The sequence below is a fragment of the Fictibacillus sp. NPDC058756 genome (genome assembly GCF_042746035.1).
Lineage (GTDB): Bacteria > Bacillota > Bacilli > Bacillales > Fictibacillaceae > Fictibacillus.
The window spans coordinates 1,112,534-1,138,659 of sequence record NZ_JBHYPU010000001.1; the positions used below are offsets into that span (position 1 = coordinate 1,112,534).

The window sequence follows — 26,126 nt, forward strand, 5'->3', positions numbered from 1 at the left end:
AATGGATACAAAACGCTTTGAGACAGAAGTAATTCATAAAGGGTATCATGCTCTGCAGCACCATGGAAGTTTGTCTCCTCCAATATTTCAGACGTCTACGTTTGTGTTTGATACAGCTGAAACTGGAGCAAGCCGTTTTGCTGGTGAACAAGAAGGATACATCTATTCACGGTTAAGCAATCCTACTGTTTCAATGCTTGAAGAACGGATTGCTTCCATGGAAAATGGCGAAAAGGGTCTGGCTTTTGGATCCGGAATGGCTGCAGTATCCGCTATTTTGCTGGGGCTTACTAAAACAGGTGATCATATTCTTTGTTCAGAAGGTGTATATGGCTGTACGTTTGGTCTTTTGCAGCTTATTGAAGAGAAATATCATATCACACACGATTTTCACTCCATGAATGATGAAGATTCTATTCGAGCAGCTATAACGGATCATACAACTGTCATTTATATAGAGTCTCCAATCAATCCGACAATGAAACTTGTGGATATAGAAATGGTGGCAAGGATTGCAAAGGAATATGGTATACCTGTTGTGGTGGATAATACTTTTTCTTCGCCATACTTGCAGCGTCCGCTTGAATTAGGGTGTGATGTTGTCATTCACAGCGCAACAAAATATTTATGCGGCCATGGTGATGTTATAGGCGGGCTGGCAGTAGGAAGCAATGAACTTATGAGTCATCTTGCTATGACAACTCAGAAAGATATTGGCGGTATCATGTCTCCATTTGATGCATGGCTGCTGCTGCGCGGTATAAAAACATTGCCTGTACGAATGGACCGTCATTGTGATAATGCAAAAAAACTTGCAGAATTGCTAAAAGAACATCCGGCAGTAGAAAAGATTCTGTTCCCTGGTGATCCTGAATTTCCTCAATACGAACTGGCAAATAAGCAAATGAAAAATGCAGGAGGTCTGATCAGTTTTCAGATTAAAGGAGATAAAGCAACTGCTCAATCTTTTATGAATTCGTTACAATTAATAAAAATTGCGGTCAGTCTCGGTGACGCAGAAACTCTGATTCAGCACCCGGCAACCATGACACATGCGGTTGTTCCTGAAGAAAACAGAAGGCAAATGGGTATTAATGATCAGCTTCTGCGTTTATCTGTTGGTCTAGAAGCTTGGGAAGATATCTGGAGTGACCTGGAACAGGCATTGAATAGAATATAATCAAAAAGCACTGGGCAGTTTTTGCTCAGTGCTTTTGATTTGCTAAATGTATTGAAGCAAAATGTTAGTAAACTTTTCTAAATTCTCCCGATCCACTTCATCGAATCTTTCTTTTTCAGGGCTATCGATATCTAGAACGCCTAAAAGCTTCCCGTTTTTCACAAGAGGAACGACGATTTCTGATTGAGACGCTGCATCGCATGCGATGTGCCCAGGGAATTCGTGTACATCTTTAACGACGAGAGTTTCCTGATTCTGAGCAGATGTACCACACACACCTTTTCCTAGAGGGATTCTTACACAAGCAGGGAGTCCTTGAAACGGCCCTAAAACAAGCTGGTTTGATTCTTCTTCAAATGTGTAAAAACCAACCCAATTTACTCTATCCAAAAATTGATTTAATAATGCAGATGCATTAGCTAAATTTGCTGTTGCATTTGTTTCACCTTCAAGAAGTGCTGAAAGCTGTTTGCATAATAGATCATAAGCTTTATTTCTGTCAGTACTATATTGTTGAACGGAAAACATCAAGATTCCTCCAAACCTGATAAATTGTTTATTCTATCCTATCAAATTATGTTGAACTATACACCCTTAAGCCCTTATTTGTCGAGCGATTATTAAAGGTTTATGTCTTCCGCCCAAGAATTTTATACATTAAGGAAGGACGGTGAAAAAAATGAAGAAAGATACAGCAGAAACGAAGCTTAAAATTGCTGAAGCGGCCATTTATCTTTTTACAAGCCAAGGGTTTAAAGGTACGACTGTAAGACAGATCGCAAAAAAAGCAGGTGTGAACCTCGCACTGATCTCATACCACTTTGGCGGTAAAAAGGGGCTGCTTGAAGAACTGATCACTTCATTTTTTGAAGGGTATATCAGAAGAATCGAAATCGTGTATCATACTTCAAGTTCTTCATCGGTTAAAGGCAGTTTTATTGAACTTGTTGAGACGCTATTGATTTACCAGCAAAAGAATCTGCCGCTTGCTCGATTCGTTTATCGGGAAATGACGCTCGATTCAACTCTTGTTCGTGAACTAATGTCAACTTATCTTGTAAAAGAAAAATATTTTTTGCAAACGATGTTTGAGAAAGGTATGAAGAAAAAGGAATTCCGGAAACAGCCAATAGATTTTTTAACGATTCAATTTAAAGATATGATGATGCTGCCTTTTTTGCATCCTTTGTATTTAGCTGAAGTCTATCAGATTTCAGCGGAAACGGAGACTTTCATTAAACCGTACAAAAAGTGGATGGTTAATTGGTTTGATAAATGCGTGTGCCAAACCGAAAGAAAAAATCCCCTGCTGTCTGCTGTTCAAGCGCCATTATTTGGCTCTATCCAAGAGAAGTGGGGAAGTTAATTTTGCATATGGTTCGAGCTGTTCAAACCCTTGCCCCAGTCCCTTAGCGCTATGGGCGTCTGACCCATACACGAGAGGGATTTTTCTTTTGTGCGCTTCTTTTATAATCCAGCTTGGGGGATAAGGCTCCCCGCAAAAAGGTTTAACAACACCAGCGCCGTTGTAGTCTAATGACATTCCACGTTCAGAGATTTCAATTAAAATGTTATGGATGTCTCCTTCGATACTGAAATCTGCTGGAAACAGCTTCTGAAACTTTTTAGCTAGAGTTATATGACCGATCCTAAGCGGCTGGAGGCTTATAAAAGAGTGTTTAACAGATTTTTCAACCGCAGAAAAATAATTTTTATAAACAGAAGCTATACTTCCCGATTTCCTTACCATCTCTTCAAAAACATTCTCATCATAATCCATGCAAAAATGTTTTCCCTCGATCTGCAAAAAGTGAACAGAAAGAATGGCATCGTCCAGTTCCGGCGAGACTTCCCGAAGCAATTGTTCTGTCTCCTGTTCATATCCTTCAATAAAATCAATTTCAAGACCTGTTTTAATAGTGATGAATTTTTTGTAAGTATTTTTTACTTCTTGCAGTTTTTGAAAATAATTATTTAGATCTGAATACAGCATTGCACTGTCTTTAGCAGGAGCAGGATCTGCAAAATTTTTAGGCAATGGGGCATGTTCAGTAAACGAAATGCCTTTTATTCCAAGTGATATAGCTCTATCAATATACTTTTCAAATGTGTCATTAGACCCATGGGGACAAAATGGAGTATGGACGTGTCCATCATAATACATCCTTTTTCCTCCTTCTTTCGACAAAATCTTCATTAATTTGGAAAAAAATTATCAAATTATGCAATTTTTTTGCGTCAAATGTGTGTTTACATGTTATCATAAAAGCATTAAACTGCAATTTTATACGCAGATAAACCTATTAAATAGAAAATGATATTCTTAATACATAATACAAGGACTTAAAGAAATAGAACAGTAGAAGGGGTGCCTCCAATGATATACATAGTCATTGCCATAGTTACATTCCTAGCAATAATCCTTTACGGTACCATGTCGCGCCGAAGAATATATAATGAAATTGACCGCTTGGAAGCATGGAAGATGCAAATTATGAACCGTCCTTTAACAGAAGAAATTTCAAAGGTTAAGGGAATGGCGATGATCGGGGAAACGGAAGAAAAATTTGAAATGTGGCGTCAGGAATGGGATGAGATGGTTACGACACACCTTCCAAATCTAGAAGAAGACCTTTTTGACGCAGAAGAGTATACTGACAAATACCGATTTAAAAAAGCCCGTACCATATTAACTGGTGTAAATAAAGCTCTAGACGGCATGGATGCCAGAATGAAAGAAATAACTTCTGAAATCAATGAATTGGTGACGAGTGAAGAACTTAATAGGGAAGAGATCGTAGAAGCGAAAGAAAAACTGCAGGAGACAAAAAAGTATTATTTAACACATATTCGCGCACTTGGACAAACTGCAACGCTTTTTGATAAAGAGTTAGATGAAATTAAATCGCTGTTTGAAACGTTTGAAGCACTTACGGTTCAAGGCAGCCACCTTGAAGCGAGACAAAAACTTGTTGAAAGTTTAAACCGCATTTCTGAGTGCAAAACCAAGATGCAAGGTGTTCCTGAGCTTCTTGTCATTTTGCAGTCTGATATACCAGTATCTTTAAAAGAGCTTAGTGCAGGCTTTGCAGAAATGGAACAGCAAGGTTATGTACTGCATCACATTGGAATTGAAAAAGAGATTTCCTCTTTAAAAGAATTAAATGATGTAGCCTTAAATAAAGTATTTGAATTGGAACTAGAATCTGCTCAAAAGGATATGGATGAGCTTATTCAGAAAATGGACCAGCTTTATGAAATGCTTGAAAATGAAGTGCATTCCAAACAGTTTGTTATTAAAGAAAGAGAGATCTTTACATTTAACATACAAAATCTCCAGGAACGCATTGAAAATCTTAAAGTGGAAACAGAAGTTGTTTCTTCCACTTATTTAATTGAACAGAATGAAGCTGACATGCAAAAGAAAATTGAAAAGCTTTTCTACAAGCTTCAAAGCCGATTCATTATTATTCAAGAATCAATCGATGAGAAAAAAGAGTCATTTTCTGTTATTCGTGAAATGATGGAAGAAATGCAGAAACAAATGGAAGAACTGCAGCGTTCTCAAAAGGTGTATGAAGAGATGCTGCATAATCTAAGAAAAGACGAATTAGAGACAAAGCAGAGTCTTAAAGAATTAAGAAGAAAACTTCTGGAAGCAAGACGAATGGTTCAAAAAAGCAATCTTCCTGGTCTTCCAGAACATTATTTAATTACGATTGGAAAAGCAGAAGAATACATTATAGAAGTTTCAAAAAAGCTTGATGAAAAGCCTTTAGAAATGTCTGATGTATCCTATGTACTCAATAAAGCCCATGATGCTGTGAACGAAGGCTATGAAGAAACATCCCAAATGATTGAGAATGCATTCCTGGCAGAAAAGCTTATTCAATATGGAAACAGATTTAGAAGTTCCTATCAATCAGTTTCCATCAGATTGATTGAAGCTGAAATTGCGTTCCGGAATTATCAGTATGATGACGCACTCCAGATTGCGGCTTCCGCCATTGAAAGTGTGCAGCCAGGAATACTAAAAGAAATGGAAATCAATATGAAATCACATGTATAAGAACTGTCAGGATCTATTTCCTGCAGTTTTTTTACTGTTGTAAAAGAGTGAATTTCACCTTCTTGCAAAGACTATTTAGTAGGAATTGCATAGATGCCACGGTATTTGAATTATGATATGATATTGTAATGTGCATTATGGACGGTATGTTTTAATTGGAGGATTTAACAATGATTTATCTTGATAATAGTGCTACAACAAAGCCATATAAGGAAGTGCTTGATACATTTACTACGGTTTCTGAAAAATATTTTGCTAACCCATCTTCACTCCATTCTAAAGGTGGAGAAGCGGAGAATCTGCTTGCAGCCGCTAGGAAGTCAATTGCTGATTTGTTAGCGGTCTCGTCCTCTGAAATAGTTTTTACTTCAGGTGGAACCGAGGGTAACAATATAGCTATAAAAGGAATTGCATACCAGCATCAAAATCGCGGAAAACATTTAATTACTACAGTTGTAGAACATGCTTCATCTTTTGAGTCCTTTCAATACTTAGAGACACAGGGCTTTGAAGTTACATATTTGCCAGTGAATAGGGCAGGTATGATTTCATTAGAAGATTTAAAGCAGGCCATACGTCCAGAAACGGTTCTCGTTTCGATGCTGCATGTAAATAATGAGACAGGAACGATTCAGCCCATAAAAGAAATCGGTGAAATTCTAAAAGATTACAAAAAAATATTTTTTCATGTCGACAATGTTCAAGGAATTGGGAAAGTACCACTGCAGCTAAAAGAATGGGGAATAGACCTTTGTACCATATCTGCTCACAAGATACACGGCTTGAAAGGAACCGGTTTGCTTTATATTAAAAACGGTGTAACTCTTTCTGCCCTCTTTACAGGCGGTGAACAGGAATATCGAAAACGTGCAGGAACAGAGAATGTGGCAGGAATTGCTTCCATGGCAAAGGCATTACGGTTAACACTGGATGAGATGCGCATAAAAAAAGAAAAGATGCTGGCAATAAAGCAAGTATTTACAGAAGGATTGAAAAAAATAGAAGGTGTAGAGCTCAATACACCAGAGAAACATTCAGCTCCTCATATTGTTAATTTTTCTGTGGACGGCATTAAACCAGAGGTGCTGATTCATTCTCTTGATAAAAGAGATATATTTGTTTCGACAAGGTCTGCATGTTCTTCTAAACAAGGAGGAGCAAGCAGGATACTGTTGGAAATGGGTCTTGGTGAACCGCGCGCCTCTACTGCGATTCGTATCAGCACATCTTATGACAATACAGCGGAAGAGGCAAAAAACACGTTAACCGTATTAGAAGAAGAAATTATAAATTTTAAAAAGGTAATGAGGTAATATAAATGCTTTATGATCATTTAGTAGTACGTTATGGAGAATTATCTCTAAAAGGGAAAAACAGAAGACATTTCGAATCTCAATTATTTGTCACTGTAAAAAGAAAGCTCCGTCAATATGACAAGCTTAAAATGGCTAAATTATTTGACCGAATCGTTGTTGAATTGAATGGCGAGCCACATGAGCCTGTTGTAAAAGCACTTCAGGACATCTTTGGTATTCACTCGATCAGCCTTGCACTTAGAGCGGAAAATGATTTAGCAGAAATCCAAAAAGCAGCTTTACTTGCACTTAAAGAAGCGATGATTCAAAAAGGGACTTTTAAAGTGACAGGTAAGCGTGCATTAAAATCTTTTCCTGTAAACTCCATGCAGCTTAACCGCGAAGTTGGCGGCTATCTTTTAGAGCATACAGATGGTCTTACAGTAGATGTTCATAATCCTGATGTAAATGTGAAAGTAGAAGTTAAAGATTCAGGAACTTATATCAGCTGCCAAACTTATGAAGGTGCTGGTGGACTGCCTATAGGCGTTGGCGGAAAAGCAATGCTTATGCTTTCAGGCGGGATTGACAGTCCTGTTGCAGGATATCTAACAATGAAACGCGGTGTCCGTATAGAAGGTGTTCATTTTCATAGCCCTCCATTTACAAGCGAACGCGCTAAACAAAAAGTTGTTGATCTAACACAGGAATTGACACGCTATAGCGGAGGAAAGATTAAGCTTCATATCGTTCCGTTTACAACGATTCAGCAAACGATTAAAGATAAGATTCCGGCAAGCTACAGCATGACCATCATGAGACGTGTGATGCTGAGAATAACGGAAAAGCTTGCTGAAAATAACCATGCAATGGCAATTGCAAACGGAGAAAATCTCGGACAAGTAGCCAGCCAGACGATGCACAGCATGTATGCTATAAACGAAGTAACAAACATGCCGATTCTGCGCCCGGTTATCACAATGGACAAGCAGGAAATTATGAATATCTCCCATAAAATCGGAACTTATGATATCTCAATTCGTCCATATGAAGACTGTTGTACAATCTTCTTGCCATCTGCTCCAAAAACAAAGCCGAAGCGCGATAAGGCGATATGGTTTGAAAAAAATATTGAGAATCTGGAAGAATTGATAGAAGAAGCGGTTCAAAATATTGAAACCATTATCCTTGAAGAAGGCAAGACAACAGAAAATACGTTTGAAGACCTGTTTTAATTGTAAAGGGGCTGTTCCAAAAGTAATGTAAACTTACTTTTGGCAGCCCCAATTTTTTATTTTTTACAAAATAAAAAATAAATAATATCCTTGAATTCAAGCTAAATTATCGAGGATTATTCGATAATTTACCATCTTAGAATAACAACTTTATTTAAAAAGATTTTTGAAAGGCCGTTTTCTAAAAGAAAGTTGCTTTCAAGTCATTTAGTTAATCCTCTTCATTGAAAGTTGATAGGAGTGTAAGATGCGAGACTCCTCGAAAATGAAAATCGCATTTTCTTCGTGCGATGTAACGCTGTCGCAGCCTTCCTTGTCCTGCGGGCTCACCGCACGCCCCGCGGAAAGCGAGTATCTGAAACGGAAATCAACCACTTTCAAATCAACAATACAAGAACACCCCTATAAAAAAAGCATGACCTCAAAATTTTTTATACTTTTTAAACAGTAAGAAAGAGACAAAACCTTCTGAAATGGCAATACTCACAACAATTTCCAAGAATTGAAACGGTCATTTCGTCACACATTATTAGTACGAAGGAGGTGAAACAAAATGGCAAACCAAAGCAACCAATTAGTAGTGCCAGGTGCACAACAAGCTGTTGACCAAATGAAATATGAAATCGCTTCTGAATTCGGTGTAAACCTTGGACCAGATTCAACTTCTCGCGCTAACGGATCTGTAGGTGGAGAAATCACTAAGCGTCTAGTAGCTCAAGCTCTAGGTGGATTCACAAAGTAAATAATAAATGGCTAACGGAGCGGGTTGTCCCCGCTCCTTTTAATATGTCCTTTTCCGCTGACTAAATTTTAAAAATTTTCTAAAATATATTATAATATAAATTGTATTCAACTATGATGCATACGAAAGGGTGGATGTTAAAATGAATTTAACAGCTCCAAGTATCTACAATTTAACAGAAGAAATTGAAAAATACGCAGAGAACCCCGAAAAATTCGCTTTAATTTGGATGAACGAAAGTAATGAAAGACAAACCATAACCTATAAAAAATTAATAGAACGGTCAAACCAAATCGCTAATTCACTTGAAGAATTGGGTTTAGCTAAAGGCGATCGAGTTCTTATTATCATGCCGCGGCTGATTGAAACGTACGCTGTATATATCGCGTGTTTAAAAGCAGGCATTACAGTTATCCCATGTTCCGAGATGCTTAGAGCTAAAGACTTATGCTACCGTGTTCAGCATAGTGAAGCAAAAGCAATTATTGCAGACCATCAATACACAGAACAGGTAAACGAAATAAAAGACGCTCTTCCGACTCTTACATACAAAATAAGCGCTAACGGTGACACGGAAAATTGGTTAAGTTTAAATGCAATAACAGAGAATGTAAGCGTTTCCTATAAGGCGCCTGAAACTTCAAAGGATGATATGGCTTTTCTCTCTTACACATCGGGTACAACAGGTCAGCCTAAAGGAGTTGTCCATACACACGGTTGGGCATTTGCCCATATTCGTACTGCTGCGAAAAGCTGGCTAAATATTTCCGAGAACGATAAAGTATGGGCTACGGCAGGTCCTGGCTGGCAAAAGTGGATTTGGAGCCCGTTTCTTTCCACTTTGGGTACAGGAGCTGCAGGATACGTTTATCAGGGGAAGTTTGATCCTCAAAAATATTTAACTCTGCTAGAGAATGAACAGATTTCTGTTTTATGCTGCACCCCGACAGAATATCGTTTAATGGCAAAAGTGGACAATCTCGATCAGTATCGTTTACCGCATTTAAGAAGTGCTGTTTCCGCAGGCGAACCTCTAAATCGAGAGGTGATCGATACATTTGAAAAGTATTTCCATATTAAAGTCCGTGACGGATACGGCCAAACGGAAAATACTTTACTGGTTGGGACTATGGAAGGAATGGAAATTAAACCTGGATCTATGGGGAAGCCAACACCAGGAAATGATGTTGAAATTATTGATGAGAACGGTGCTCCAGTAAAGGCTGGTGAAGTCGGTGATATTGCGGTTCACAAAAATTGTCCAGCACTTTTTAAAGAGTATTATAAAGATCAGGATCGAACGTTAATGGCTTTTAGAGGAGAGTATTACGTTACTGGGGATAAAGCGAAGAAAGATGATGACGGGTATTTCTGGTTTGAAGGAAGAGGAGATGACATCATTATTTCATCAGGCTATACGATCGGTCCATTTGAAGTGGAAGATGCCCTTGTAAAGCACCCTGCGGTTAAAGAATGTGCAGTTGTGGCAAGTCCCGATGAAATTAGAGGACATATTGTAAAAGCATTTGTAGTATTGAAAGATGAAACAGCAAGCAAAGAGGCTTTAACACCAGAATTACAGGAACATGTTAAACAACTGACAGCACCTTATAAATATCCCCGCTTGATTGAGTATGTGACCGATCTTCCGAAAACGACTTCTGGAAAGATCCGACGCATCGAGCTTCGTCAGTTAGAAGCATCGAAAACGAGATAAGGTTGAAAAAAGCAGGCTTTTGTCTGCTTTTTTTCTGAAAACCGTTATAATACAAAAAAAGCAAATGTACAAAGGTGGTAGTATAGTGGGGACTTTGTTTCACAACGGAACAATATATACGATGGTCAGTGAAGGTGATCAATGTAAGGCAGCGTATGTAGAGGAAGGGAAGATTGTAAAAACGGGAACAAAGAATGAGCTGCTTGAATTGTATGGCAGCGAAATTACTCATACTGTTGATTTAGAAGGCAATGTGATGTTTCCCGGATTTGTGGACAGTCATCTCCATCTCATCGGCCATGGTGAAAAGCTTATAAGATTAGATCTCTCTGAAATGACTTCTGCAGAAGAAATGGAGAAAGCCCTTAAAGAAAAAGCGCAAACATTGGGTAAAGATGAGTGGCTGCTTGGCGAAGGATGGAACGAGAACAATTTTATTGACCGGAAGATTTTTCATAAGTTCGAATTAGATGCTATTGCTGATGGAAGTCCGGTTTTATTATCAAGAGTATGCCGTCATGCATTTTTAGCAAATTCAAAAGCTCTTGAGTTAGCTGGTATTACGAGTGAAACACCTGATCCTGCGGGAGGCATTATTAAAAGAGATACTGACGGGGAACCTACTGGTTTATTGCATGACAGTGCAGCTGACCTAGTTAAAAAAGCAGTTCCGGAAGTTTCGCAGGAATATTTGAACAAAGCTTTAAAAACATCCGTTGAATACTTGCTCTCGTTAGGATTAACCGGTGGCCATACAGAGGATCTTAGTTATTATGGATATGTTGAAAGGCCTTTAAAAGCTTACAAAAAGGTTTTTGAAGAAGATCATGTGAAATTTAAAGCTCATTTACTCGTTCATCATGAGGCACTTGATGATTTTAAGAAGGTTAAACAAAATTATCAGCTGCCGTTTGTAGAATATGGTGCCATGAAAATTTTCGGGGATGGAGCTTTTGGAGGACGGACAGCATGGCTTTCTCATCCATATAATGATGCTCCTGAAACCTCTGGTGTTTATATTCACGAAGACGATGAACTATTAAACTTAATTCAAAAAGCACGAAAAGAAAACATGAATATCGCCGTTCATACCATTGGTGATATGGCTCTGCAGAAAACGATTGAATCGATTAAGAAATGCCCGCCTAATGGTGGCAGGGACCGTCTGATACATGCAGGTTTAGTATCAGAGTTTTTGATCGAAGAGATGAAAGGACTATCCGTTATTTTAGATGTTCAGCCAGGATTTGTTGCATCCGATTTCCCATGGCTGATTGAGCGTCTCGGTACAGAACGTATACCGTATGCTTATGCTTTTAGAACCTTACTGGATGAAGGTATTATTTGTGCGGGAGGATCAGATGCTCCAATAGAACCAGTTGATCCGCTACTAGGCATCTATGCAGCAAATGCACGAAGAAAACCTGGTGAAGACCATGAAGGGTATGTTCCAGAGCAAAAGCTTACGAGACATGAAGCGATCGGCCTATACACTTATGGAAGTGCTGCAGCTATACAGCAAGAAAACTATAGAGGATTTATTAAAGCGGGCTATGCTGCAGATTTTACGGTTTATGACCGTGATTTGTTTACTGTGCCTATTGATGATTTACTGAATGCTGAAGTAGTTTACACAATAGTCGATGGTGAGATCGCATTCAGCCAATCTGCTAAAAAAGTACGCTCTGAATAAGAAACAGCCTGCTTACCAATGCAGGCTGTAGTTTTTTTACTTAGAATAGCAAGCTAACATTGTAGAAAAGCCTACAATTCATTTGAAGGCTCATAAAAAATTTTGAATGCTCGTAAAAAAGTCGAAGGACCATAAAAAGTTTTGAAGGCTCATAAAAAAATTTAAAGGCTCATAAGTTCAATTTTGCACATGGATAAGCTATATCAGATTAAAAAGCAGGTTCCCGGACGGAAACCTGCTTTTTTCATGCTATTAAACTAAAACGAACTCGTTTAGAGCTCTACAAAAAACTTCTTTTTACTTTATGCCAGAATGAATTATCTTTTAGTTTTACCGTTTTAATTCTTTTCTCTGTAATTTCAAAACTCAGGCTTTCGCAATGTTTAATACTCATCGCTTCGTTATCCATTCCGATAATCGGGTAATGGCTGTTATCATGTTTGATCTTTAAGGACATTTTTCGGTTATCACTCAAAATAAATGATGAACCGAGCGTACGATACTGATTATTGTTTAAAGAAGCAAGCTCACTGATCTGATAGCATGCCAGCATTGGATCAACTACAGCACCGTTGACTGATTTGTTATAAGCTGTACTTCCAGTAGGTGTGGATATGATTAAACCGTCGCCGCGGAAAGTTTCAAAATAAAGATCATCAATAAAAACATCTATTTCAAGTGTTCTAATAATAGAGGAACGAAGTGAACATTCGTTCAAGCAATAAAAAGAACCTTGTCCATCAATCGTAACGGAAAGTGCCGGATACTTACGAACTTCGATCTGTTCGTTCTTCATTGCTTCTATCATGCCTGCTTGATCGTCGATATGGAAGTCACAATAAAATTCCGAATCTAATGTGCTTACTCCCACGTATAAACAATCTTCTCTAAATCCCGTTTTGCGTACTGCCTGCAAAAACGAACCGTCACCGCCAATACTTGCAATAATGTTGGCTTCTTTTTCATTCTCCACAACTTCAAATCCTTCTCTTTCGGCTAACGATTTTAATCCTTCAGCTCTTTCGAGAATAGACTCTTCTCTTTTATAGAAAAAGAAAATCTTATTTCTTTCTGGCATTTTCCATTCCTCCTTTAAATGATTCTCCGCAGTTATTGTGTTCGGTCTTAAAAATATTGATTCCTATTATATTGTATCAGACATTCTCGTTACGTTTAGATTAAATGTCGATTGCCTATACTGAAAAAAGAGAAGGGAAGAGCTTTTATGGAATGGATTTTAATCATTTTAGGAATTTTTTTATTCCTATTTACTATTTTGATGTTCTCGACGCTGAATGTAGCGCTTCATTTTGTTCATCGCAACGATAACAGTGATATACAGATCACGCTGCGTATGTATCGGATAATTCGGTACACATTGCATATACCGATTGTCCAAATAGATGCAGAAGACCATTCAGTAAAGATAAAAGAAGAAAAGCAAACGAGTATGGGACAGAAGAAAGAAAAGAAAAAGAAGATTTCATTTAAAAAATTAAAAAATCAGTATGAATCGTTTCAAAAAACATTAAAACATGTTCAAAACCTGTATCGGATACTTGCATACTTCTTAAAAAAGATAAAAGTGTCTCAGCTTGAATGGCATAGTGCTATCGGTCTCGGTGAAGCTTCATCATCAGCAGTTGCGGCTGGAACCGTATGGGGAATTAAAGGGATTGTTTTGCAGCTGATAAATACCTTTTTCCGTTTAAAAGGAACTCCATCGATTTCAGTAGTTCCCGTTTTTCAAGGAATGCACAGTGAAACAAGGCTATCCTGTATGGTTTCTTTTAAAATCGGGCATGCTATTGTCGTTATGTTAAAAATACTAAAGTCTTGGAGGAATTCAAGACGTTCATCTCACGTAAATTCTGAATATATGACTGGAGGAGTGTAAAAATGAGTGAACATCCAATCCAGGGTTTAATGAAAACCGCTATGGAAAATCTTAAAGAAATGATTGATGTTAATACAATTATCGGAGATCCTGTTGAAACTCCTGACGGCAGTGTGATCCTTACTGTCTCAAAAGTTGGATTTGGATTTGCTGCTGGAGGAAGTGAATTTGGAAATCAGCAGGAATATCAACAATCATCTCAAGGGTCTCAAGGCTCTCAGCAAGGGTCTTCGAACGGTTCAAAAGAAATGCCGTTTGGTGGAGGAAGCGGAGGCGGAGTTTCAATCACTCCTATCGCATTCCTTGTCGTAAGCAATACTGGTATAAAAACCATACACCTAGACAATAGTACGCATCTATATGAAAGAATATTAGACTTAGCTCCTGGCGTTATCGATAAGCTGCAGCATTTAATGAATAAAAATAAGCAAAAAGGGTCTGCAAACACACAAACAAATGAGTTTTAAAAAGGAAGCTAACATCTTGTTAGCTTTTTCTTCTGTGATGTTTTAAGATGAATATGGAAGTACATAAATTTAAAGGAGGAGTTATAGACCATGAGCGTAACATTTAAAGATAAACCAGTCACTTTACTAGGAAACCAGTTAAAAGCAGGGGATCAAGCTCCAGATTTTAAAGTTCTTGCAAATGATATGTCAGAAGTTACTTTGGCAGATTCAAAAGGCAGTGTAAGACTGATTGCAGCTGTACCTTCAGTTGATACAGGTGTATGCGATGCAGAAGTTCGCCGTTTTAATGAAGAAGCTTCAAAGCTTGGAAATGTTAAAGTATTAACAATCTCTGTAGATCTGCCATTTGCACAAAAAAGATGGTGTGCTGCAGCGGGTATTGAAAATGTTCAAACACTATCTGATCACCGTGATCTTTCGTTTGGTAAAGCTTATGGTGTTGCAATTGAAGAGCTTCGTCTTCTTGCTCGATCTGTATTCGTTATCGATAGCTCGGACAAAATTACATATGTTGAATATGTAGACGAAGTAACGAGTCATCCAAATTATGAAGCAGCCATTGAAGCTGCTAAAGCTGCAAAATAAACAAACCAGTCATCTCCGGTGCACCGTCTGTACCGGAGATTTTTTATAAGCTTTTTTCTTATCGTTGCTCTTGAAAGTAGTTGATATCCGCTCCAGGTTGCTCGCTTTCCACGGGGCATGCGGTGAGCCTCCTGCCGCTTTGCGCTATTAGGAGTCTCCACCTGACCGCTTCTTAGAAGTATCCTTGCTCCTGCGTCTACAAGTAATTGCTAACGAGATAAGCTTCCTCGTCGCATGCCTAGCAAGAAGCTTCTCATGTGGTAGGCACGCACCCTTCGCTCCAATCAACTTGCAAATGATGAAAATAGAAAAAGCCATAAGCAGCAATCCTTAAGAAAACAGCCTTTCTTTGAGATTGTGCTACTGAGAGGCTATCACAAAGTGCTTCACTGAAAAGTTAATTGGAGTGGAAGGACGAGACTCCAGCAGGATGAGTAGGACAGGTGAGACCGTTCAATGTCGCAAGGCGACGAATGGGCTCACCGCACACCCTGCGGAAAGCGAGTCCTGCAACGGAAATTAACTACATTCAAAAGCAACAAAGTTTACAAAAAGCCCTTTAGATTGTGTACCATGCACTTCATTTGTTAAAATGTTTCCTGTGCAAACATAGGAGGACGCGGTAATGAGTAATTTTAAAGATGTAGAAAAAATGTTTATAGTAATGGATAATACTGCAACGGTAATTAAGGAGAAGCTTGATCTCCCTTATTTAGATGCTCTCGTTGATACAGGAGAAAATCTGTTTTTTCAAGAGATTCCTAAAGAATATCCAAAAGAGCTAATAAGTGCATTAACAGATGAATATAAAAAGGTTAATTTTGCGGAATATGACAAGGAAGAATTGCGAAAGGCATTTCAGCTTGCTGTATTAAAAGGCATGAAGGAAGCAGTGCAGCCGCATCACGCGATGACTCCCGATGCTGTAGCTTTATTTACGGGCTATCTCGTTCAAAAGTTTATGAAAAAAGCTGAACATCTTACACTGCTGGATCCTGTAACAGGTTCAGGTAACTTATTGACTGCTGTATTAAACCAGCTTAAAGAAAAGCAATGTGAAGCTTTTGGTGTGGAGGTAGATGAAACACTATTGCGTTTAGCTTGGGTAAATGCAAATATTCAAAAACATAAAGTAGAACTCTTTCATCAAGATGTGATTAAACCTCTTTATGCTGATCCCGTAGACGTAGTCGTAGCTGATCTTCCGGTTGGATACTACCCAGATGACGAAAGTGCTAAAGTGTTTAAAGTCAGTGAAAAAGACGGCCACACATACGCACACCATCTCATCATTGAGCAAGCCGTACATCACCTGAAGGAATCTGGAATCGGAATATTTATCGTTCCTAACAACCTTTTTGAAAGCGAGCAATCAGGTTTGTTGAAGGATTGGATTAAAGAAAATGTAGCAATTTTAGGATTGCTTCAGCTGCCTGAATCTCTTTTTAAATCAACTGTCCATGCAAAAAGTATCCTTATTCTTCAGAAAAATGGCGAAGGAGCTATAAAACCTAAACAAGCAATGCTAGCGCAGCTTCCCTCCTTCTCGAATAAAGCAGGACTTGCGAATGTGATGGAACAAATAGATGAGTGGTTTAAAACTGAATGGGAACGTGAAAAATAACAGCGTGGGATAACCTATGCTGTTTTTTTTTGTTAAGTTGCAAACGCATTCAAATCTGAATTGCATGAATATAAGGTGTAAGCGTTTTACAGCCTTGATTATAAATAGGGGCAATGTTTAAATAAGGAAGGATTATAGTATTAATGAGTTAGAAGTGCGCACCAAAGCGCTCTTCTTTTTCATTGAATATGAAGGAGATGTCTATTTTGGCTAAAATTATTGCAATTAATGCCGGAAGCTCGTCCTTAAAGTTTCAGCTTCTGCAAATGCCAGAAGAAGAAGTTTTAACTAAAGGACTTGTTGAACGTATCGGTTTGAACGATTCTATTTTCACAACCGAAGTAAATGGTGAAAAAGTAAAAGAAGTAAAAGATATTCAAGACCACTCTGAAGCTGTATCTATGCTTTTAGATAAATTGATCAAACATAATATTATTTCTTCCCTTGATGAAATTGAAGGAATTGGCCACCGTGTCGTACACGGAGGAGAAAAGTTTAATGATTCAGTATTAATTACAGATGAAGTTTTAAAAGAAATCGAAGAGATTTCGTATCTTGCTCCATTGCATAACCCTGCAAACGTTGTGGGCATTAAGGCATTTAAAAATGTATTGCCGAATGTACCAGCAGTTGCTGTGTTTGATACAGCCTTCCATCAATCAATGCCGGAAAAGTCATTTCTTTACAGCTTGCCATATGAGTATTATGAGCAATACGGAATCCGTAAATATGGTTTCCATGGTACAAGTCATAAGTATGTTTCGGAAAGAGCGGCTGAACTTCTAGGCCGTCCGGTTGAACAGCTTCGTCTTCTTTCTTGCCATCTCGGAAACGGAGCAAGTATTGCAGCAATTGAAGGTGGTAAATCAATAGATACTTCTATGGGATTCACTCCTTTAGCTGGTGTAACAATGGGAACTCGCTCAGGAAACATTGACCCATCATTAATTCCTTACATCATGCAGAAGACGGGTCAAAGTGCTGAAGAAGTATTGAACGTGTTAAACAATAAGAGTGGTATGCTTGGCGTTTCTGGTTTCTCATCTGACCTGCGTGACATCGAGAGTGAAGCGGAGAAGGGAAATGAACGTGCTGAGCTTGCGCTAGAAGTATTTGCTAGCCGAATCCACAAGTATATCGGTTCTTATGCAGCAAGAATGGCAGGGATCGATGCAATCATCTTTACTGCAGGAATCGGTGAAAACAGTACAGCAGTCCGTGAGCGTGTACTGCGCGGATTAGAATTTATGGGTGTTTATTGGGATCCTGCTTTAAATCAGGTTCGCGGGAAAGAAGCATTTATCAGCTATCCGCATTCACCTGTAAAAGTAATCGTCATTCCTACAAACGAAGAAGTTATGATCGCAAGAGATACGATGCGTATCGCAATGTAGTTTATAGAAGCAATCGTTGTTCATGTGTATGGCATGAACAACGATTGCTTTTTTGATGTGTAAAGTTGACAGAAACACATGGATTTTTGAAGGAATTACATATAGATAAAACTTTCTTTTTTGCTACACTTTAAAAGAAAGTAATTAGATACAGATATTGTAATTTTATGAAGGAGGGGATCACGATGAAACTTCGCGTTTCAGCTGTGCAATATCATTTGCATACGATTTCCAGTTTTGAGGAGTTTGAAAAGCAGATCACACATTATGTGAAGATCGCTGCTGAATTTAAAACAGATTTTGTTTTATTTCCTGAGTTTATTACGACACAACTGATGTCGATTCCATATTTGAATCAAGCCCAGCAGATCAATCAGCTGCCCCAATTTACTGAGGTGTATTATCAGCTGTTTACATCTCTTGCAAAAGAGTACCGTGTTCATATTATCGGCGGAACACATGTCATTGAAGAACAGGGGAAGCTGTATAATGTAGCTCATCTATTCTATCCGGACGGAAGAATTGGCAAACAGCCGAAACTTCATATCACTCCTACCGAGGTAGAAGAATGGAACATAACCCCTGGCGAGGGCTTGCAGGTGTTTGAGACAAACAAGGGTACGATAGCGATATTAACATGCTATGATATTGAATTTCCTGAAGTAGTGCGTATGGCAAGAGCGATGGGAGCAGATGTGATATTCTGTCCTTCTTGTACCGATGATTCACAAGGCTTCCACCGAGTACGATATTCCTGTCATGCTAGAACAATCGAGAACCAGGTATATGTAGTAACAACTGGTACAGTAGGTTCCCTTCCAACAGTTGACTTTATGCGTATGAACTATGGCCAGGCGGCTGTTATTACACCTAACGATGTTCCGTTTCCGCAGAGAGGCATTATGGCTGAAGGAGACATCAACAACGACATGGTCATTAGTGCTGATCTTGATCTCGACCTCCTTTATGAGGTTCGGGAAAGCGGTTCGGTGACCACATGGAGAGATAGAAGGAGTGACCTTTATCCTGATTGGGAACACTTTGTAAAAGAAGAACTGATCGGGTAACAAGTGAAGGTGAAATGGAGGATGCTGTTCATGTACAGAAAAGAACAATATCTTTATAAACAAGGTAAAGCATACAAGGCTGTCGTTCGAAATTATTCACAGCAAGACTTTGAAGAACTGATCAGCATTCAGAAAGAAAGTTTTCCGCCTCCTTTCCCTTCAGAACTTTGGTGGAACGAAGAGCAACTAAGCAATCATATAACACTCTTTCCCGAAGGTGCTCTTTGTGTGGAGATTGACGGCAAGCTTGCCGGTTCTATAACAGGGCTTCTTGTAAAACTGGATCTTAACAACATTGAACATACATGGGAAGAGATCACAGACAATGGTTATATTCGGAACCATGATAAAGATGGAGATACATTATATATTGTAGATATTTGTGTACGCCCTTCCTATCGAAGCCTTGATCTGGGTAAACTTCTTATGCAATCTATGTATGAAACAGTGATCAGCCTTGGGGCAAAGCGGCTCCTCGGAGGAGGGAGAATGCCGGGATTTCATAAACATTCACATGAGATGAATCCAGAGGAATACCTCGAGGGAGTAGTAAAAGCGGAGATCCGCGATCCTGTTATTTCCTTCTTGCTCCGCTGCGGAAGAACTCCTTTACAAATTGTGTCTAATTATCTGGAAGATGAAGAGTCTCATAACTATGCCGCTTTGATGGAATGGAAAAATCCTTTTATACAATAGGTATCGTTAAGGTATGGTTAATTTTCAATAAAATATATATTGGGGGAGAAACATGGAATATATAAAGATAAAAAATATTGATGATCCTTTATTTGTACAATTTTATTCGCTGATGAAAGAGATCTTTCCAAAAGAAGAAGTATTGGATTTTGAACTTTGGAGAGAACCCCTTATCGATCCTTCTATCCGGATGTTTGTTGCAGTAGACGAAGGTAAAGTAGTCGGAGCTACTGAGTACCGCTATTATCCTGATATGAATATTGCTATGACGGATTTCACACTGATCGGCCAAGAAGGAAAAGGAATCGGTATTTTCCTTGCAAAAAATAGGCTGGAGGATCTTAATCGACTTGCAGCAGAACACGGAAAAAAGATTCGTGGAATGTTCGCAGAAATCTATAATCCTTATAAGGTGGAGGCGATTCCGTTCGGAGGGGTTTCTGCGATGAATCCTTATGTCCGGCGTGAGGTATTGTCCCACATGGGATACCAGAAACTGAACTTCTCTTATGTACATCCATCATGGCTCGATGACGGGGGAGCGGTAAGCGGATTGGACCTTTGTTTCCTTCCGTTCGATTCTGAAATCACTTCATTAAGCGGAGGTTTTATTGCCGAGTTTCTTTCCACCTATTACAGTGTTTTGGAAAAAAAACCTGCAGAATGGCTAAAGATGATTCAAATTTTGCAGGACAAAGAGAAAATTGAGCTTGTAGCTATATAAAACGGATTGCTTGTTCCTGAGGGAGCAAGCTTTTTATACGTTAAGAAAGATAATATTTTTGCAGGTTAGATAGATCGATACACCAAAAATTTTCAAGAACTAAATATTAGGTCAACCATGTCGCTAGCTTTGCATACAGTCATGCCAACCGGCGAATTTTCTTTATTTGGTGTAAAATGATAGTACTATGAGTGAAGCGGGTGATGGTGTGACTTCTGCCATTTTAGGAAAGGTTATTCGAGAGAAGCGTGAACAGCTTACGAGAGTAAAGTCCAGTTATCTCTCTTTTAAAACGTTTAAAGAGGAAAGTGAACAAACCGAATTTTCATATGAACCCGGCTTGTTGTTTGTGTTAGAGGGAAAAGTGAACTATCGTGTGGGTGATGATGAATTCCGAACAGTAAAGACCGGGGATTTCCTGCTGTACCCAAAAGGAGTCACTATTACGATTGAAGCAGAAAAAGAATCGCTTGGGGCTTTGTTTTACCTGAAGAAAGAGATTGTTGAACAGTTTATTCAGATGCTTATTCAGTATGGAAAAAGAAAGCTCGAGTTAAAGGAAACCAATAGAGTGTGCATTCTACATCAAGACTGGTCTGCAGAAATAGGAGCAGTTCTTGCTGAGACCATAGAAAGAGTAACGAGTCTTAATGAAGACCAGGATTTCTTTGTGGTACTTTTGTTGAACAAACTGCTGTACTTCATCTTTCCGGATGAACATATGCTCTCAAAGATTTCGTACATGATGGAAACCAATTATTACCCTGATCCTGTATTAAATACAGAGGGTTTTTTCCTGGAAAACTATCATCAAAGAATTCGGATTCAGCATTTATTGGAGATAGCAATGGTTAGTGAGTCCCAGTTGAACCGTCTGTATAAAAAATATATCGGAATGTCTCCTATGGAGCGGCTGACAGATATAAGGATGGAGCAAGCCGCAATCCTGCTTCGCAATCCAGCCGTTGCAATCGCTGATATTGCTGCCCAAGTAGGTTATCAGAGTACATCAGCTTTTCTTCAGCAGTTTAAAAAGAAGTTTGCTCTTAGTCCAAAGGAGTTTCAAAAGTTAAGTTCACGGTAAATGATTGATGAATATTTAGTCATTTTTTACTTCATTGCTTGTTTATACTAAACTATAAAAAAAGACAAAGGAGGAGCAGCATGTCTTATACCGAGCGTGAAGAACAGATATGGAAATCGATCGAAGCGTGGGAACAAAATTATTTTACATATGAGCCAACGGATTTTGGGCGAACTTATGAAAAATGGGTTACCAACCGACTCACCCTTTTACCAGATGAAATGCAGGATAAAATAGGAGGTTATGTGGATTCTGTGCTTTTCCATATTCATGCCCTTATTCAAAACTCGCAATTTCAGCTTGATACCAAACAGCGGCTGCTTTCCGAAGCAAGAGTCTTCAGAGACGATATTTATGAAATAGAAGATCTAAAAAAGTGTACGATTGACCAGCTTTCCTATATGGCTGATCAGCAAATCGCACGGAATAGACTGCTGTCCTTTTCCCAGGGGGGGCTTGCGGGTACGGGTGGTGTGCTCTTTTTGGGAACTGATCTCCCAGCGATGGTAGCTCTCGGTGTTCGTTCTGTCCAGTCGATAGCTATGCATTATGGCTATGATATCCAGAGACCATCTGAAATGATGCGCTCACTGAAAGTGTATCATGCTGCAACGATGCCAAAGCGTTACCAGCAGGAAAAGTGGGATGAACTGATGGAGGAGATACGAGGGGAAGATGATCCAATCTTTTATGCAGGTACAGATGTCGTTGCTGATATTTCCTGGATGTCTCATCCAGTTAAACAAATTGTAAAGGTGATGGCTATTTTGCTGGTAAGAAAGAAACTCATGCAGGGCATTCCTGTTTTTGGGATGGCGCTCGGAGCTGTATTGAACTATCAGCAATCAAGAAAAATAACTGAAATTGCACATAAGTTTTATCAAAAAAGATATCTCTTTGAAAAATATAACGGATAGGTGTTCATTTTATGAGTATACAAGAACATAAAGCACTAGCACCTGAGAAAGCAAAATGCATGATTGTAACCGTAAGCGATACAAGAAATAAGGATACAGACAAATCCGGCAGGATCATTCGATCATTCCTCACTGAACAAAATCATGACATCCGTGAGTATAGAATTGTAAGTGATGACATGAATTTGATTAATGAAGCGGCTCAAGCTGCTATTAAGGATGAAGAGATTGATGTTGTCATATTTAATGGAGGAACAGGAATCGCCCCCAGAGATGTAACGATAGAATCCTTATCATCATTATTTGAAAAAGAAATCACCGGATTCGGGGAGCTTTTCCGTATGATAAGCTATACAGAAGATATAGGTTCAGGGGCAATGCTTAGCCGTGCTGTTGCCGGAGTGCACGGAAAAACAGCTATTTTTGCACTGCCAGGTTCATCGGGTGCTGTGAAGCTCGGAATGGAAAAATTAATTTTGCCAGAACTTACGCATATCGTACAACAGCTTCATAAATAAAAAGAGGATGCATAGGCACCCTCTTTTTTTTGTGTATTTTATCCGTGTATTTTCATGGTTACCTGCTGGTTTAATCTGTACCAAAGCCAGAGATCATTAATGATGGATGCTTGGCTTGCAATTTTATCGTTTAATTCACAGGATAACTCAAAGTTTTCTTCTAATGATAAACGGTCTTGAAGTTTATTAATTTGTGTTTCAATTTCTCTAATTCGGTCTGGAATCGTGCCTCTAATCTTTTCCCATTGCAGCATAATGGCTGCTTGTTCAGCCCTATTATATGCTTCCCATGATTTATGCAACTTAGGAACTGAAATTCCAAGCTTATCATCCCAAACAAAATGGTTGTGCATCCGATCATCACCTCTTACTTCCATTGTACAAAAGGCGCTGCAATGTAGCCAGAATAATCACTGATATTATTTTTATACATTTTTAAGAATAACCTTGCATTTTATTCTCTCTTTTTGTTATAGTATGAATTATTATAAATGGTATTTTTATAAACAATTATGTATAAAAATAAATAAAATATACATTATCAAGTTTTCAGGAGGAGAGATATTATATGGGAAAAAAGGTTGTTTTAGCGTACTCTGGGGGATTAGATACATCGGTAGCAATTCCGTGGCTGGCAGAAAAGGGCTATGAGGTAATTGCACTATGCCTGGATGTTGGCGAAGGGAAGGACCTTCCATTTATCCAATCTAAAGCTTTGTCAATTGGAGCTTCAGAATCTATCGTATTAGATGTCCAAAAAGAATACGCAGAAGAATATGCATTAGTTGCACTGCAGTCACATGCAATGTATGAAGGGAAATATCCGTTGATCTCTGCATTGAGCAGACCTTTAATCGCAAAAAAATTAGTAGAAACGGCTAAAAAATACGGAGCTACTGCAGTTGCTCATGGATGTACAGGAAAAGGGAACGACCAAGTTCGATTTGAAGTTTCAGTTGCAGCTTTAGCTCCGGATCTTGAAGTATTAGCGCCAGTGCGTGAATGGAGCTGGTCACGTGAAGAAGAGATTCAATATGCAAAACAGCATGATATTCCTGTTCCGATTAAAAAAGAAAATCCTTTTTCTATTGACCAGAACTTATGGGGAAGAAGCAATGAGTGCGGGATTTTAGAAGATCCATGGGCAGCTCCTCCAGAAGAAGCATATGAGATGACAGCTGCACTGGAAAATACACCAGATGAGCCTCAAATCGTTGAAATCGGATTCGAAAAAGGTGTTCCAGTTTCATTAAACGGAAAGAACGTTTCACTTGAAAAGCTTATTGATCAGCTTAACGAATGGGGCGGTGCACATGGTGTTGGACGTATTGACCATGTTGAAAACCGACTGGTTGGAATTAAATCACGTGAAGTGTATGAATGTCCTGCAGCTACGACCTTAATTAAAGCCCATAAAGAGCTTGAAGATTTGACACTTGTTAAAGAAGTCGCTCACTTCAAGCCGATCATCGAAAAGAAAATGACTGAATTAATCTATGAGGGTCTATGGTTCTCTCCATTAAATGCATCTTTAAAAGCCTTTTTAGATGAAACACAGACTTATGTAACAGGAACTGTGCGAGTTAAATTCTTCAAAGGCCACGCAATTGTGGAAGGAAGAAAATCACCTTACTCACTCTACGATGAAAAACTTGCTACTTATACATCTGACGACATGTTTGATCACGGTGCTGCAAAAGGATTTATCTCATTATGGGGTCTGCCGACAAAAGTTAGCAGCATGGTTCAAAAAAATGAGGTGAGAGTGTGAAAAAATTATGGGGAGGCCGTTTTTCGAAACAGCCGGAAGAATGGGTAGATGAATTTGGAGCTTCCATATCTTTTGATAAACAACTAGCTAGCCATGACATTAATGGCAGCCTTGCTCATGCCAAAATGTTATTCCAAAGTGAAATTATCGAAGAGAGTGCATATGAAAATATAAAAAATGGTCTTCAAGATCTTCAAGTACAAGAGCAGGAAGGCAAGCTGGAGTATTCAGTAAAGTATGAAGATATACATTTGAACCTTGAGAAGCTGCTTACCGATCAAATCGGTCCGGATGGCGGAAAACTCCATACCGCAAGAAGCCGAAATGACCAAGTGGCAACTGATTTTCATCTTTTTGTAAAAGAAGAAACCCTGGTCATTATAGATCATATTAATGAACTTCAAAACTCACTGCTGAATTTAGCTGAAGACCATGTTGAAACAATTATTCCTGGGTACACGCACCTTCAGCGTGCACAGCCTGTTTCATTTGCTCATCATCTATTAGCTTATTTTTGGATGCTTGAACGAGATAAAGAGAGGCTTCAAGACAGTTTGAAAAGAACAGATATTATGCCGCTTGGAGCAGGTGCACTTGCTGGAACAACATTTCCGATTGATCGAAATGTAACAATGAACGAACTAGGATTCTCTAAAAAATATTTAAACAGCTTAGATGCAGTCAGTGATCGAGATTTTGCTATCGAATCCTGCAGCAATGCTTCCATGATCATGATGCATTTATCACGTTTTTGTGAAGAACTGATCCTCTGGTCATCTGAAGAATTTGGGTTTATCGAGATCAGTGACAGCTTCACAACCGGCAGCAGCATGATGCCGCAGAAAAAGAATCCGGATATGGCTGAGCTGATTCGCGGAAAAAGCGGAAGAGTATATGGTTCTCTTCTTTCATTGCTTACATTAATGAAAGGTCTTCCCCTTGCATATAACAAAGACATGCAAGAAGACAAAGAGCCGGTATTTGATGCTGTAAAAACAGTCAAAGGCTGCTTGAGCATTATGACTGGCATGATGAATGAAATAAAGATTAATGAAGACCGAATGAACAAAGCCGTCCATCAAGATTTTTCAAATGCAACAGAACTTGCAGATTATCTTGCGAAGAACGGGATTCCTTTTAGAGAAGCACATGAACTAGTAGGGCAGATGGTTCTTAATTGCATTCAAAAGGGATGCTATCTGCTAGATATTAGCCTTGAGGAATATAAAGAATGGTGTCCGGTCGTAGAAGAGGATTTGTATGAGGCACTTTCTCCAAAGACTGCAGTTGAAAAAAGAAATTCTGAAGGCGGAACCGGATTCCAAGCAGTACGCCAGCAGCTTGAGGCAGCAAAATCCGCCGTATATATTTCCAATAATTAACCGAGATAACTTTCTCCTGAAGACAGAAACTAATGGCAAGGTTTCAATATCGAAGGAGGAAGTTAC

Annotated in this window: 25 protein-coding genes; 21 read left to right on the forward strand and 4 right to left on the reverse strand. The window is 38.8% G+C overall.

Annotation, left to right across the window (positions count from 1 at the left end):
• Position 1 precedes the first annotated feature (1 nt).
• Positions 2-1,180 carry a methionine gamma-lyase gene (gene megL / locus ACFW35_RS05565; protein ID WP_379844345.1) on the forward strand — a complete coding sequence of 393 codons (1,179 nt, stop codon included), beginning with the start codon at positions 2-4 and terminating at the stop codon, positions 1,178-1,180.
• A gap of 42 nt (positions 1,181-1,222) precedes the next feature.
• Here megL and ACFW35_RS05570 read toward each other — a convergent pair whose 3' ends face one another.
• Positions 1,223-1,708 (reverse strand): GAF domain-containing protein, encoded by a 486-nt coding sequence (locus ACFW35_RS05570; protein ID WP_379835221.1) that lies wholly within the window; start codon positions 1,706-1,708, stop codon positions 1,223-1,225.
• Between the two features lie 151 nt (positions 1,709-1,859).
• Between ACFW35_RS05570 and refZ the strand changes: the two genes are divergently transcribed.
• Positions 1,860-2,546 (forward strand): forespore capture DNA-binding protein RefZ, encoded by a 687-nt coding sequence (refZ, locus tag ACFW35_RS05575; protein WP_379835219.1) that lies wholly within the window; start codon positions 1,860-1,862, stop codon positions 2,544-2,546.
• On the opposite strand, the gene hisJ is transcribed toward refZ, so the two are convergent.
• Positions 2,511-3,344 (reverse strand): histidinol-phosphatase HisJ, encoded by an 834-nt coding sequence (gene hisJ, locus ACFW35_RS05580; RefSeq protein WP_379844347.1) that lies wholly within the window; start codon positions 3,342-3,344, stop codon positions 2,511-2,513. The genes refZ and hisJ overlap by 36 nt on opposite strands.
• Positions 3,345-3,557: 213 nt before the next feature.
• Between hisJ and ezrA the strand changes: the two genes are divergently transcribed.
• The 6 genes from ezrA (at position 3,558) to ACFW35_RS05610 (ending at position 11,931) form a co-directional block, all read left to right on the forward strand.
• Complete coding sequence (gene ezrA / locus ACFW35_RS05585; protein WP_379844348.1) at positions 3,558-5,249, forward strand: septation ring formation regulator EzrA; 1,692 nt, start codon at positions 3,558-3,560, stop codon at positions 5,247-5,249.
• Between the two features lie 170 nt (positions 5,250-5,419).
• Positions 5,420-6,562 carry a cysteine desulfurase family protein gene (locus ACFW35_RS05590; protein WP_379844350.1) on the forward strand — a complete coding sequence of 381 codons (1,143 nt, stop codon included), beginning with the start codon at positions 5,420-5,422 and terminating at the stop codon, positions 6,560-6,562.
• Between the two features lie 5 nt (positions 6,563-6,567).
• Positions 6,568-7,779 (forward strand): tRNA uracil 4-sulfurtransferase ThiI, encoded by a 1,212-nt coding sequence (gene thiI, locus ACFW35_RS05595; protein ID WP_379844351.1) that lies wholly within the window; start codon positions 6,568-6,570, stop codon positions 7,777-7,779.
• 553 nt (positions 7,780-8,332) lie between these two features.
• The gene (locus ACFW35_RS05600) at positions 8,333-8,521 is read left to right on the forward strand and encodes an alpha/beta-type small acid-soluble spore protein (protein ID WP_066291687.1); all 189 of its coding nucleotides are present in this window, start codon (positions 8,333-8,335) and stop codon (positions 8,519-8,521) included.
• Positions 8,522-8,663: 142 nt separating this feature from the next.
• Positions 8,664-10,238, forward strand: coding sequence for an acyl-CoA synthetase MbcS (gene mbcS / locus ACFW35_RS05605; RefSeq protein ID WP_379844353.1), 1,575 nt, complete (start codon positions 8,664-8,666; stop codon positions 10,236-10,238).
• Between the two features lie 85 nt (positions 10,239-10,323).
• Complete coding sequence (locus ACFW35_RS05610) at positions 10,324-11,931, forward strand: amidohydrolase (RefSeq protein ID WP_379844354.1); 1,608 nt, start codon at positions 10,324-10,326, stop codon at positions 11,929-11,931.
• 280 nt (positions 11,932-12,211) lie between these two features.
• Here the strand turns inward: ACFW35_RS05610 and ACFW35_RS05615 are convergent, their stop codons facing one another.
• Entirely contained in the window at positions 12,212-13,009 is a 798-nt protein-coding gene (locus ACFW35_RS05615) for an NAD kinase (protein WP_379844356.1), read from the reverse strand.
• Positions 13,010-13,156: 147 nt separating this feature from the next.
• On the opposite strand from ACFW35_RS05615, the gene ACFW35_RS05620 reads away from it, so the two are divergent.
• The 11 genes from ACFW35_RS05620 to ACFW35_RS05670 all read left to right on the forward strand — a co-directional run bounded on the left by ACFW35_RS05620 (position 13,157) and on the right by ACFW35_RS05670 (position 22,907).
• Complete coding sequence (locus ACFW35_RS05620) at positions 13,157-13,828, forward strand: DUF2953 domain-containing protein (RefSeq protein WP_379844357.1); 672 nt, start codon at positions 13,157-13,159, stop codon at positions 13,826-13,828.
• Between the two features lie 2 nt (positions 13,829-13,830).
• Positions 13,831-14,295 carry a GerW family sporulation protein gene (ytfJ, locus tag ACFW35_RS05625; RefSeq protein WP_379844359.1) on the forward strand — a complete coding sequence of 155 codons (465 nt, stop codon included), beginning with the start codon at positions 13,831-13,833 and terminating at the stop codon, positions 14,293-14,295.
• Between the two features lie 90 nt (positions 14,296-14,385).
• Entirely contained in the window at positions 14,386-14,883 is a 498-nt protein-coding gene (gene tpx, locus ACFW35_RS05630; RefSeq protein WP_264191145.1) for a thiol peroxidase, read from the forward strand.
• 625 nt (positions 14,884-15,508) lie between these two features.
• A complete protein-coding gene (locus ACFW35_RS05635) occupies positions 15,509-16,507 on the forward strand; it encodes a class I SAM-dependent methyltransferase (RefSeq protein WP_379844361.1) in 999 nt (332 codons plus the stop codon).
• 206 nt (positions 16,508-16,713) lie between these two features.
• Positions 16,714-17,901: an acetate kinase gene (locus tag ACFW35_RS05640; protein ID WP_379844363.1), complete on the forward strand. Its 1,188-nt coding sequence runs from the start codon at positions 16,714-16,716 to the stop codon at positions 17,899-17,901.
• A gap of 185 nt (positions 17,902-18,086) precedes the next feature.
• The gene (locus ACFW35_RS05645) at positions 18,087-18,968 is read left to right on the forward strand and encodes a carbon-nitrogen hydrolase family protein (protein WP_077359321.1); all 882 of its coding nucleotides are present in this window, start codon (positions 18,087-18,089) and stop codon (positions 18,966-18,968) included.
• 30 nt (positions 18,969-18,998) lie between these two features.
• On the forward strand, positions 18,999-19,664 hold the full coding sequence (locus ACFW35_RS05650; RefSeq protein WP_379844365.1) for a GNAT family N-acetyltransferase: 666 nt from the start codon (positions 18,999-19,001) through the stop codon (positions 19,662-19,664).
• A gap of 52 nt (positions 19,665-19,716) precedes the next feature.
• Positions 19,717-20,388 carry a GNAT family N-acetyltransferase gene (locus ACFW35_RS05655; RefSeq protein WP_379844367.1) on the forward strand — a complete coding sequence of 224 codons (672 nt, stop codon included), beginning with the start codon at positions 19,717-19,719 and terminating at the stop codon, positions 20,386-20,388.
• 208 nt (positions 20,389-20,596) lie between these two features.
• A complete protein-coding gene (locus ACFW35_RS05660) occupies positions 20,597-21,472 on the forward strand; it encodes a helix-turn-helix domain-containing protein (RefSeq protein ID WP_379844368.1) in 876 nt (291 codons plus the stop codon).
• Positions 21,473-21,552: 80 nt separating this feature from the next.
• The gene (locus tag ACFW35_RS05665) at positions 21,553-22,389 is read left to right on the forward strand and encodes an EcsC family protein (protein ID WP_077359317.1); all 837 of its coding nucleotides are present in this window, start codon (positions 21,553-21,555) and stop codon (positions 22,387-22,389) included.
• An 11-nt stretch (positions 22,390-22,400) separates the two neighbouring features.
• Positions 22,401-22,907 (forward strand): MogA/MoaB family molybdenum cofactor biosynthesis protein, encoded by a 507-nt coding sequence (locus tag ACFW35_RS05670; RefSeq protein ID WP_379844370.1) that lies wholly within the window; start codon positions 22,401-22,403, stop codon positions 22,905-22,907.
• Positions 22,908-22,945: 38 nt separating this feature from the next.
• Here ACFW35_RS05670 and ACFW35_RS05675 read toward each other — a convergent pair whose 3' ends face one another.
• Positions 22,946-23,260: a hypothetical protein gene (locus ACFW35_RS05675; protein WP_379844372.1), complete on the reverse strand. Its 315-nt coding sequence runs from the start codon at positions 23,258-23,260 to the stop codon at positions 22,946-22,948.
• 215 nt (positions 23,261-23,475) lie between these two features.
• Between ACFW35_RS05675 and ACFW35_RS05680 the strand changes: the two genes are divergently transcribed.
• Both ACFW35_RS05680 and argH read left to right on the forward strand, forming a co-directional pair.
• The gene (locus ACFW35_RS05680) at positions 23,476-24,678 is read left to right on the forward strand and encodes an argininosuccinate synthase (protein ID WP_379844373.1); all 1,203 of its coding nucleotides are present in this window, start codon (positions 23,476-23,478) and stop codon (positions 24,676-24,678) included.
• On the forward strand, positions 24,675-26,060 hold the full coding sequence (argH, locus tag ACFW35_RS05685; protein WP_379844375.1) for an argininosuccinate lyase: 1,386 nt from the start codon (positions 24,675-24,677) through the stop codon (positions 26,058-26,060). The genes ACFW35_RS05680 and argH overlap by 4 nt, the downstream gene beginning before the upstream one ends.
• Positions 26,061-26,126: the final 66 nt, after the last annotated feature.

What these genes read in the sequence shown, in the direction of transcription:
- megL (WP_379844345.1), top strand. Translation starts at nt 2, where the DNA reads ATGGATACAAAACGCTTTGAGACAGAAGTAATTCATAAAGGGTATCAT.
- ACFW35_RS05570 (WP_379835221.1), bottom strand. Translation starts at nt 1,708, where the DNA reads ATGTTTTCCGTTCAACAATATAGTACTGACAGAAATAAAGCTTATGAT.
- refZ (WP_379835219.1), top strand. Translation starts at nt 1,860, where the DNA reads ATGAAGAAAGATACAGCAGAAACGAAGCTTAAAATTGCTGAAGCGGCC.
- hisJ (WP_379844347.1), bottom strand. Translation starts at nt 3,344, where the DNA reads ATGTATTATGATGGACACGTCCATACTCCATTTTGTCCCCATGGGTCT.
- ezrA (WP_379844348.1), top strand. Translation starts at nt 3,558, where the DNA reads ATGATATACATAGTCATTGCCATAGTTACATTCCTAGCAATAATCCTT.
- ACFW35_RS05590 (WP_379844350.1), top strand. Translation starts at nt 5,420, where the DNA reads ATGATTTATCTTGATAATAGTGCTACAACAAAGCCATATAAGGAAGTG.
- thiI (WP_379844351.1), top strand. Translation starts at nt 6,568, where the DNA reads ATGCTTTATGATCATTTAGTAGTACGTTATGGAGAATTATCTCTAAAA.
- ACFW35_RS05600 (WP_066291687.1), top strand. Translation starts at nt 8,333, where the DNA reads ATGGCAAACCAAAGCAACCAATTAGTAGTGCCAGGTGCACAACAAGCT.
- mbcS (WP_379844353.1), top strand. Translation starts at nt 8,664, where the DNA reads ATGAATTTAACAGCTCCAAGTATCTACAATTTAACAGAAGAAATTGAA.
- ACFW35_RS05615 (WP_379844356.1), bottom strand. Translation starts at nt 13,009, where the DNA reads ATGCCAGAAAGAAATAAGATTTTCTTTTTCTATAAAAGAGAAGAGTCT.
- ACFW35_RS05620 (WP_379844357.1), top strand. Translation starts at nt 13,157, where the DNA reads ATGGAATGGATTTTAATCATTTTAGGAATTTTTTTATTCCTATTTACT.
- ytfJ (WP_379844359.1), top strand. Translation starts at nt 13,831, where the DNA reads ATGAGTGAACATCCAATCCAGGGTTTAATGAAAACCGCTATGGAAAAT.
- tpx (WP_264191145.1), top strand. Translation starts at nt 14,386, where the DNA reads ATGAGCGTAACATTTAAAGATAAACCAGTCACTTTACTAGGAAACCAG.
- ACFW35_RS05635 (WP_379844361.1), top strand. Translation starts at nt 15,509, where the DNA reads ATGAGTAATTTTAAAGATGTAGAAAAAATGTTTATAGTAATGGATAAT.
- ACFW35_RS05645 (WP_077359321.1), top strand. Translation starts at nt 18,087, where the DNA reads ATGAAACTTCGCGTTTCAGCTGTGCAATATCATTTGCATACGATTTCC.
- ACFW35_RS05650 (WP_379844365.1), top strand. Translation starts at nt 18,999, where the DNA reads ATGTACAGAAAAGAACAATATCTTTATAAACAAGGTAAAGCATACAAG.
- ACFW35_RS05655 (WP_379844367.1), top strand. Translation starts at nt 19,717, where the DNA reads ATGGAATATATAAAGATAAAAAATATTGATGATCCTTTATTTGTACAA.
- ACFW35_RS05665 (WP_077359317.1), top strand. Translation starts at nt 21,553, where the DNA reads ATGTCTTATACCGAGCGTGAAGAACAGATATGGAAATCGATCGAAGCG.
- ACFW35_RS05670 (WP_379844370.1), top strand. Translation starts at nt 22,401, where the DNA reads ATGAGTATACAAGAACATAAAGCACTAGCACCTGAGAAAGCAAAATGC.
- ACFW35_RS05675 (WP_379844372.1), bottom strand. Translation starts at nt 23,260, where the DNA reads ATGCACAACCATTTTGTTTGGGATGATAAGCTTGGAATTTCAGTTCCT.
- ACFW35_RS05680 (WP_379844373.1), top strand. Translation starts at nt 23,476, where the DNA reads ATGGGAAAAAAGGTTGTTTTAGCGTACTCTGGGGGATTAGATACATCG.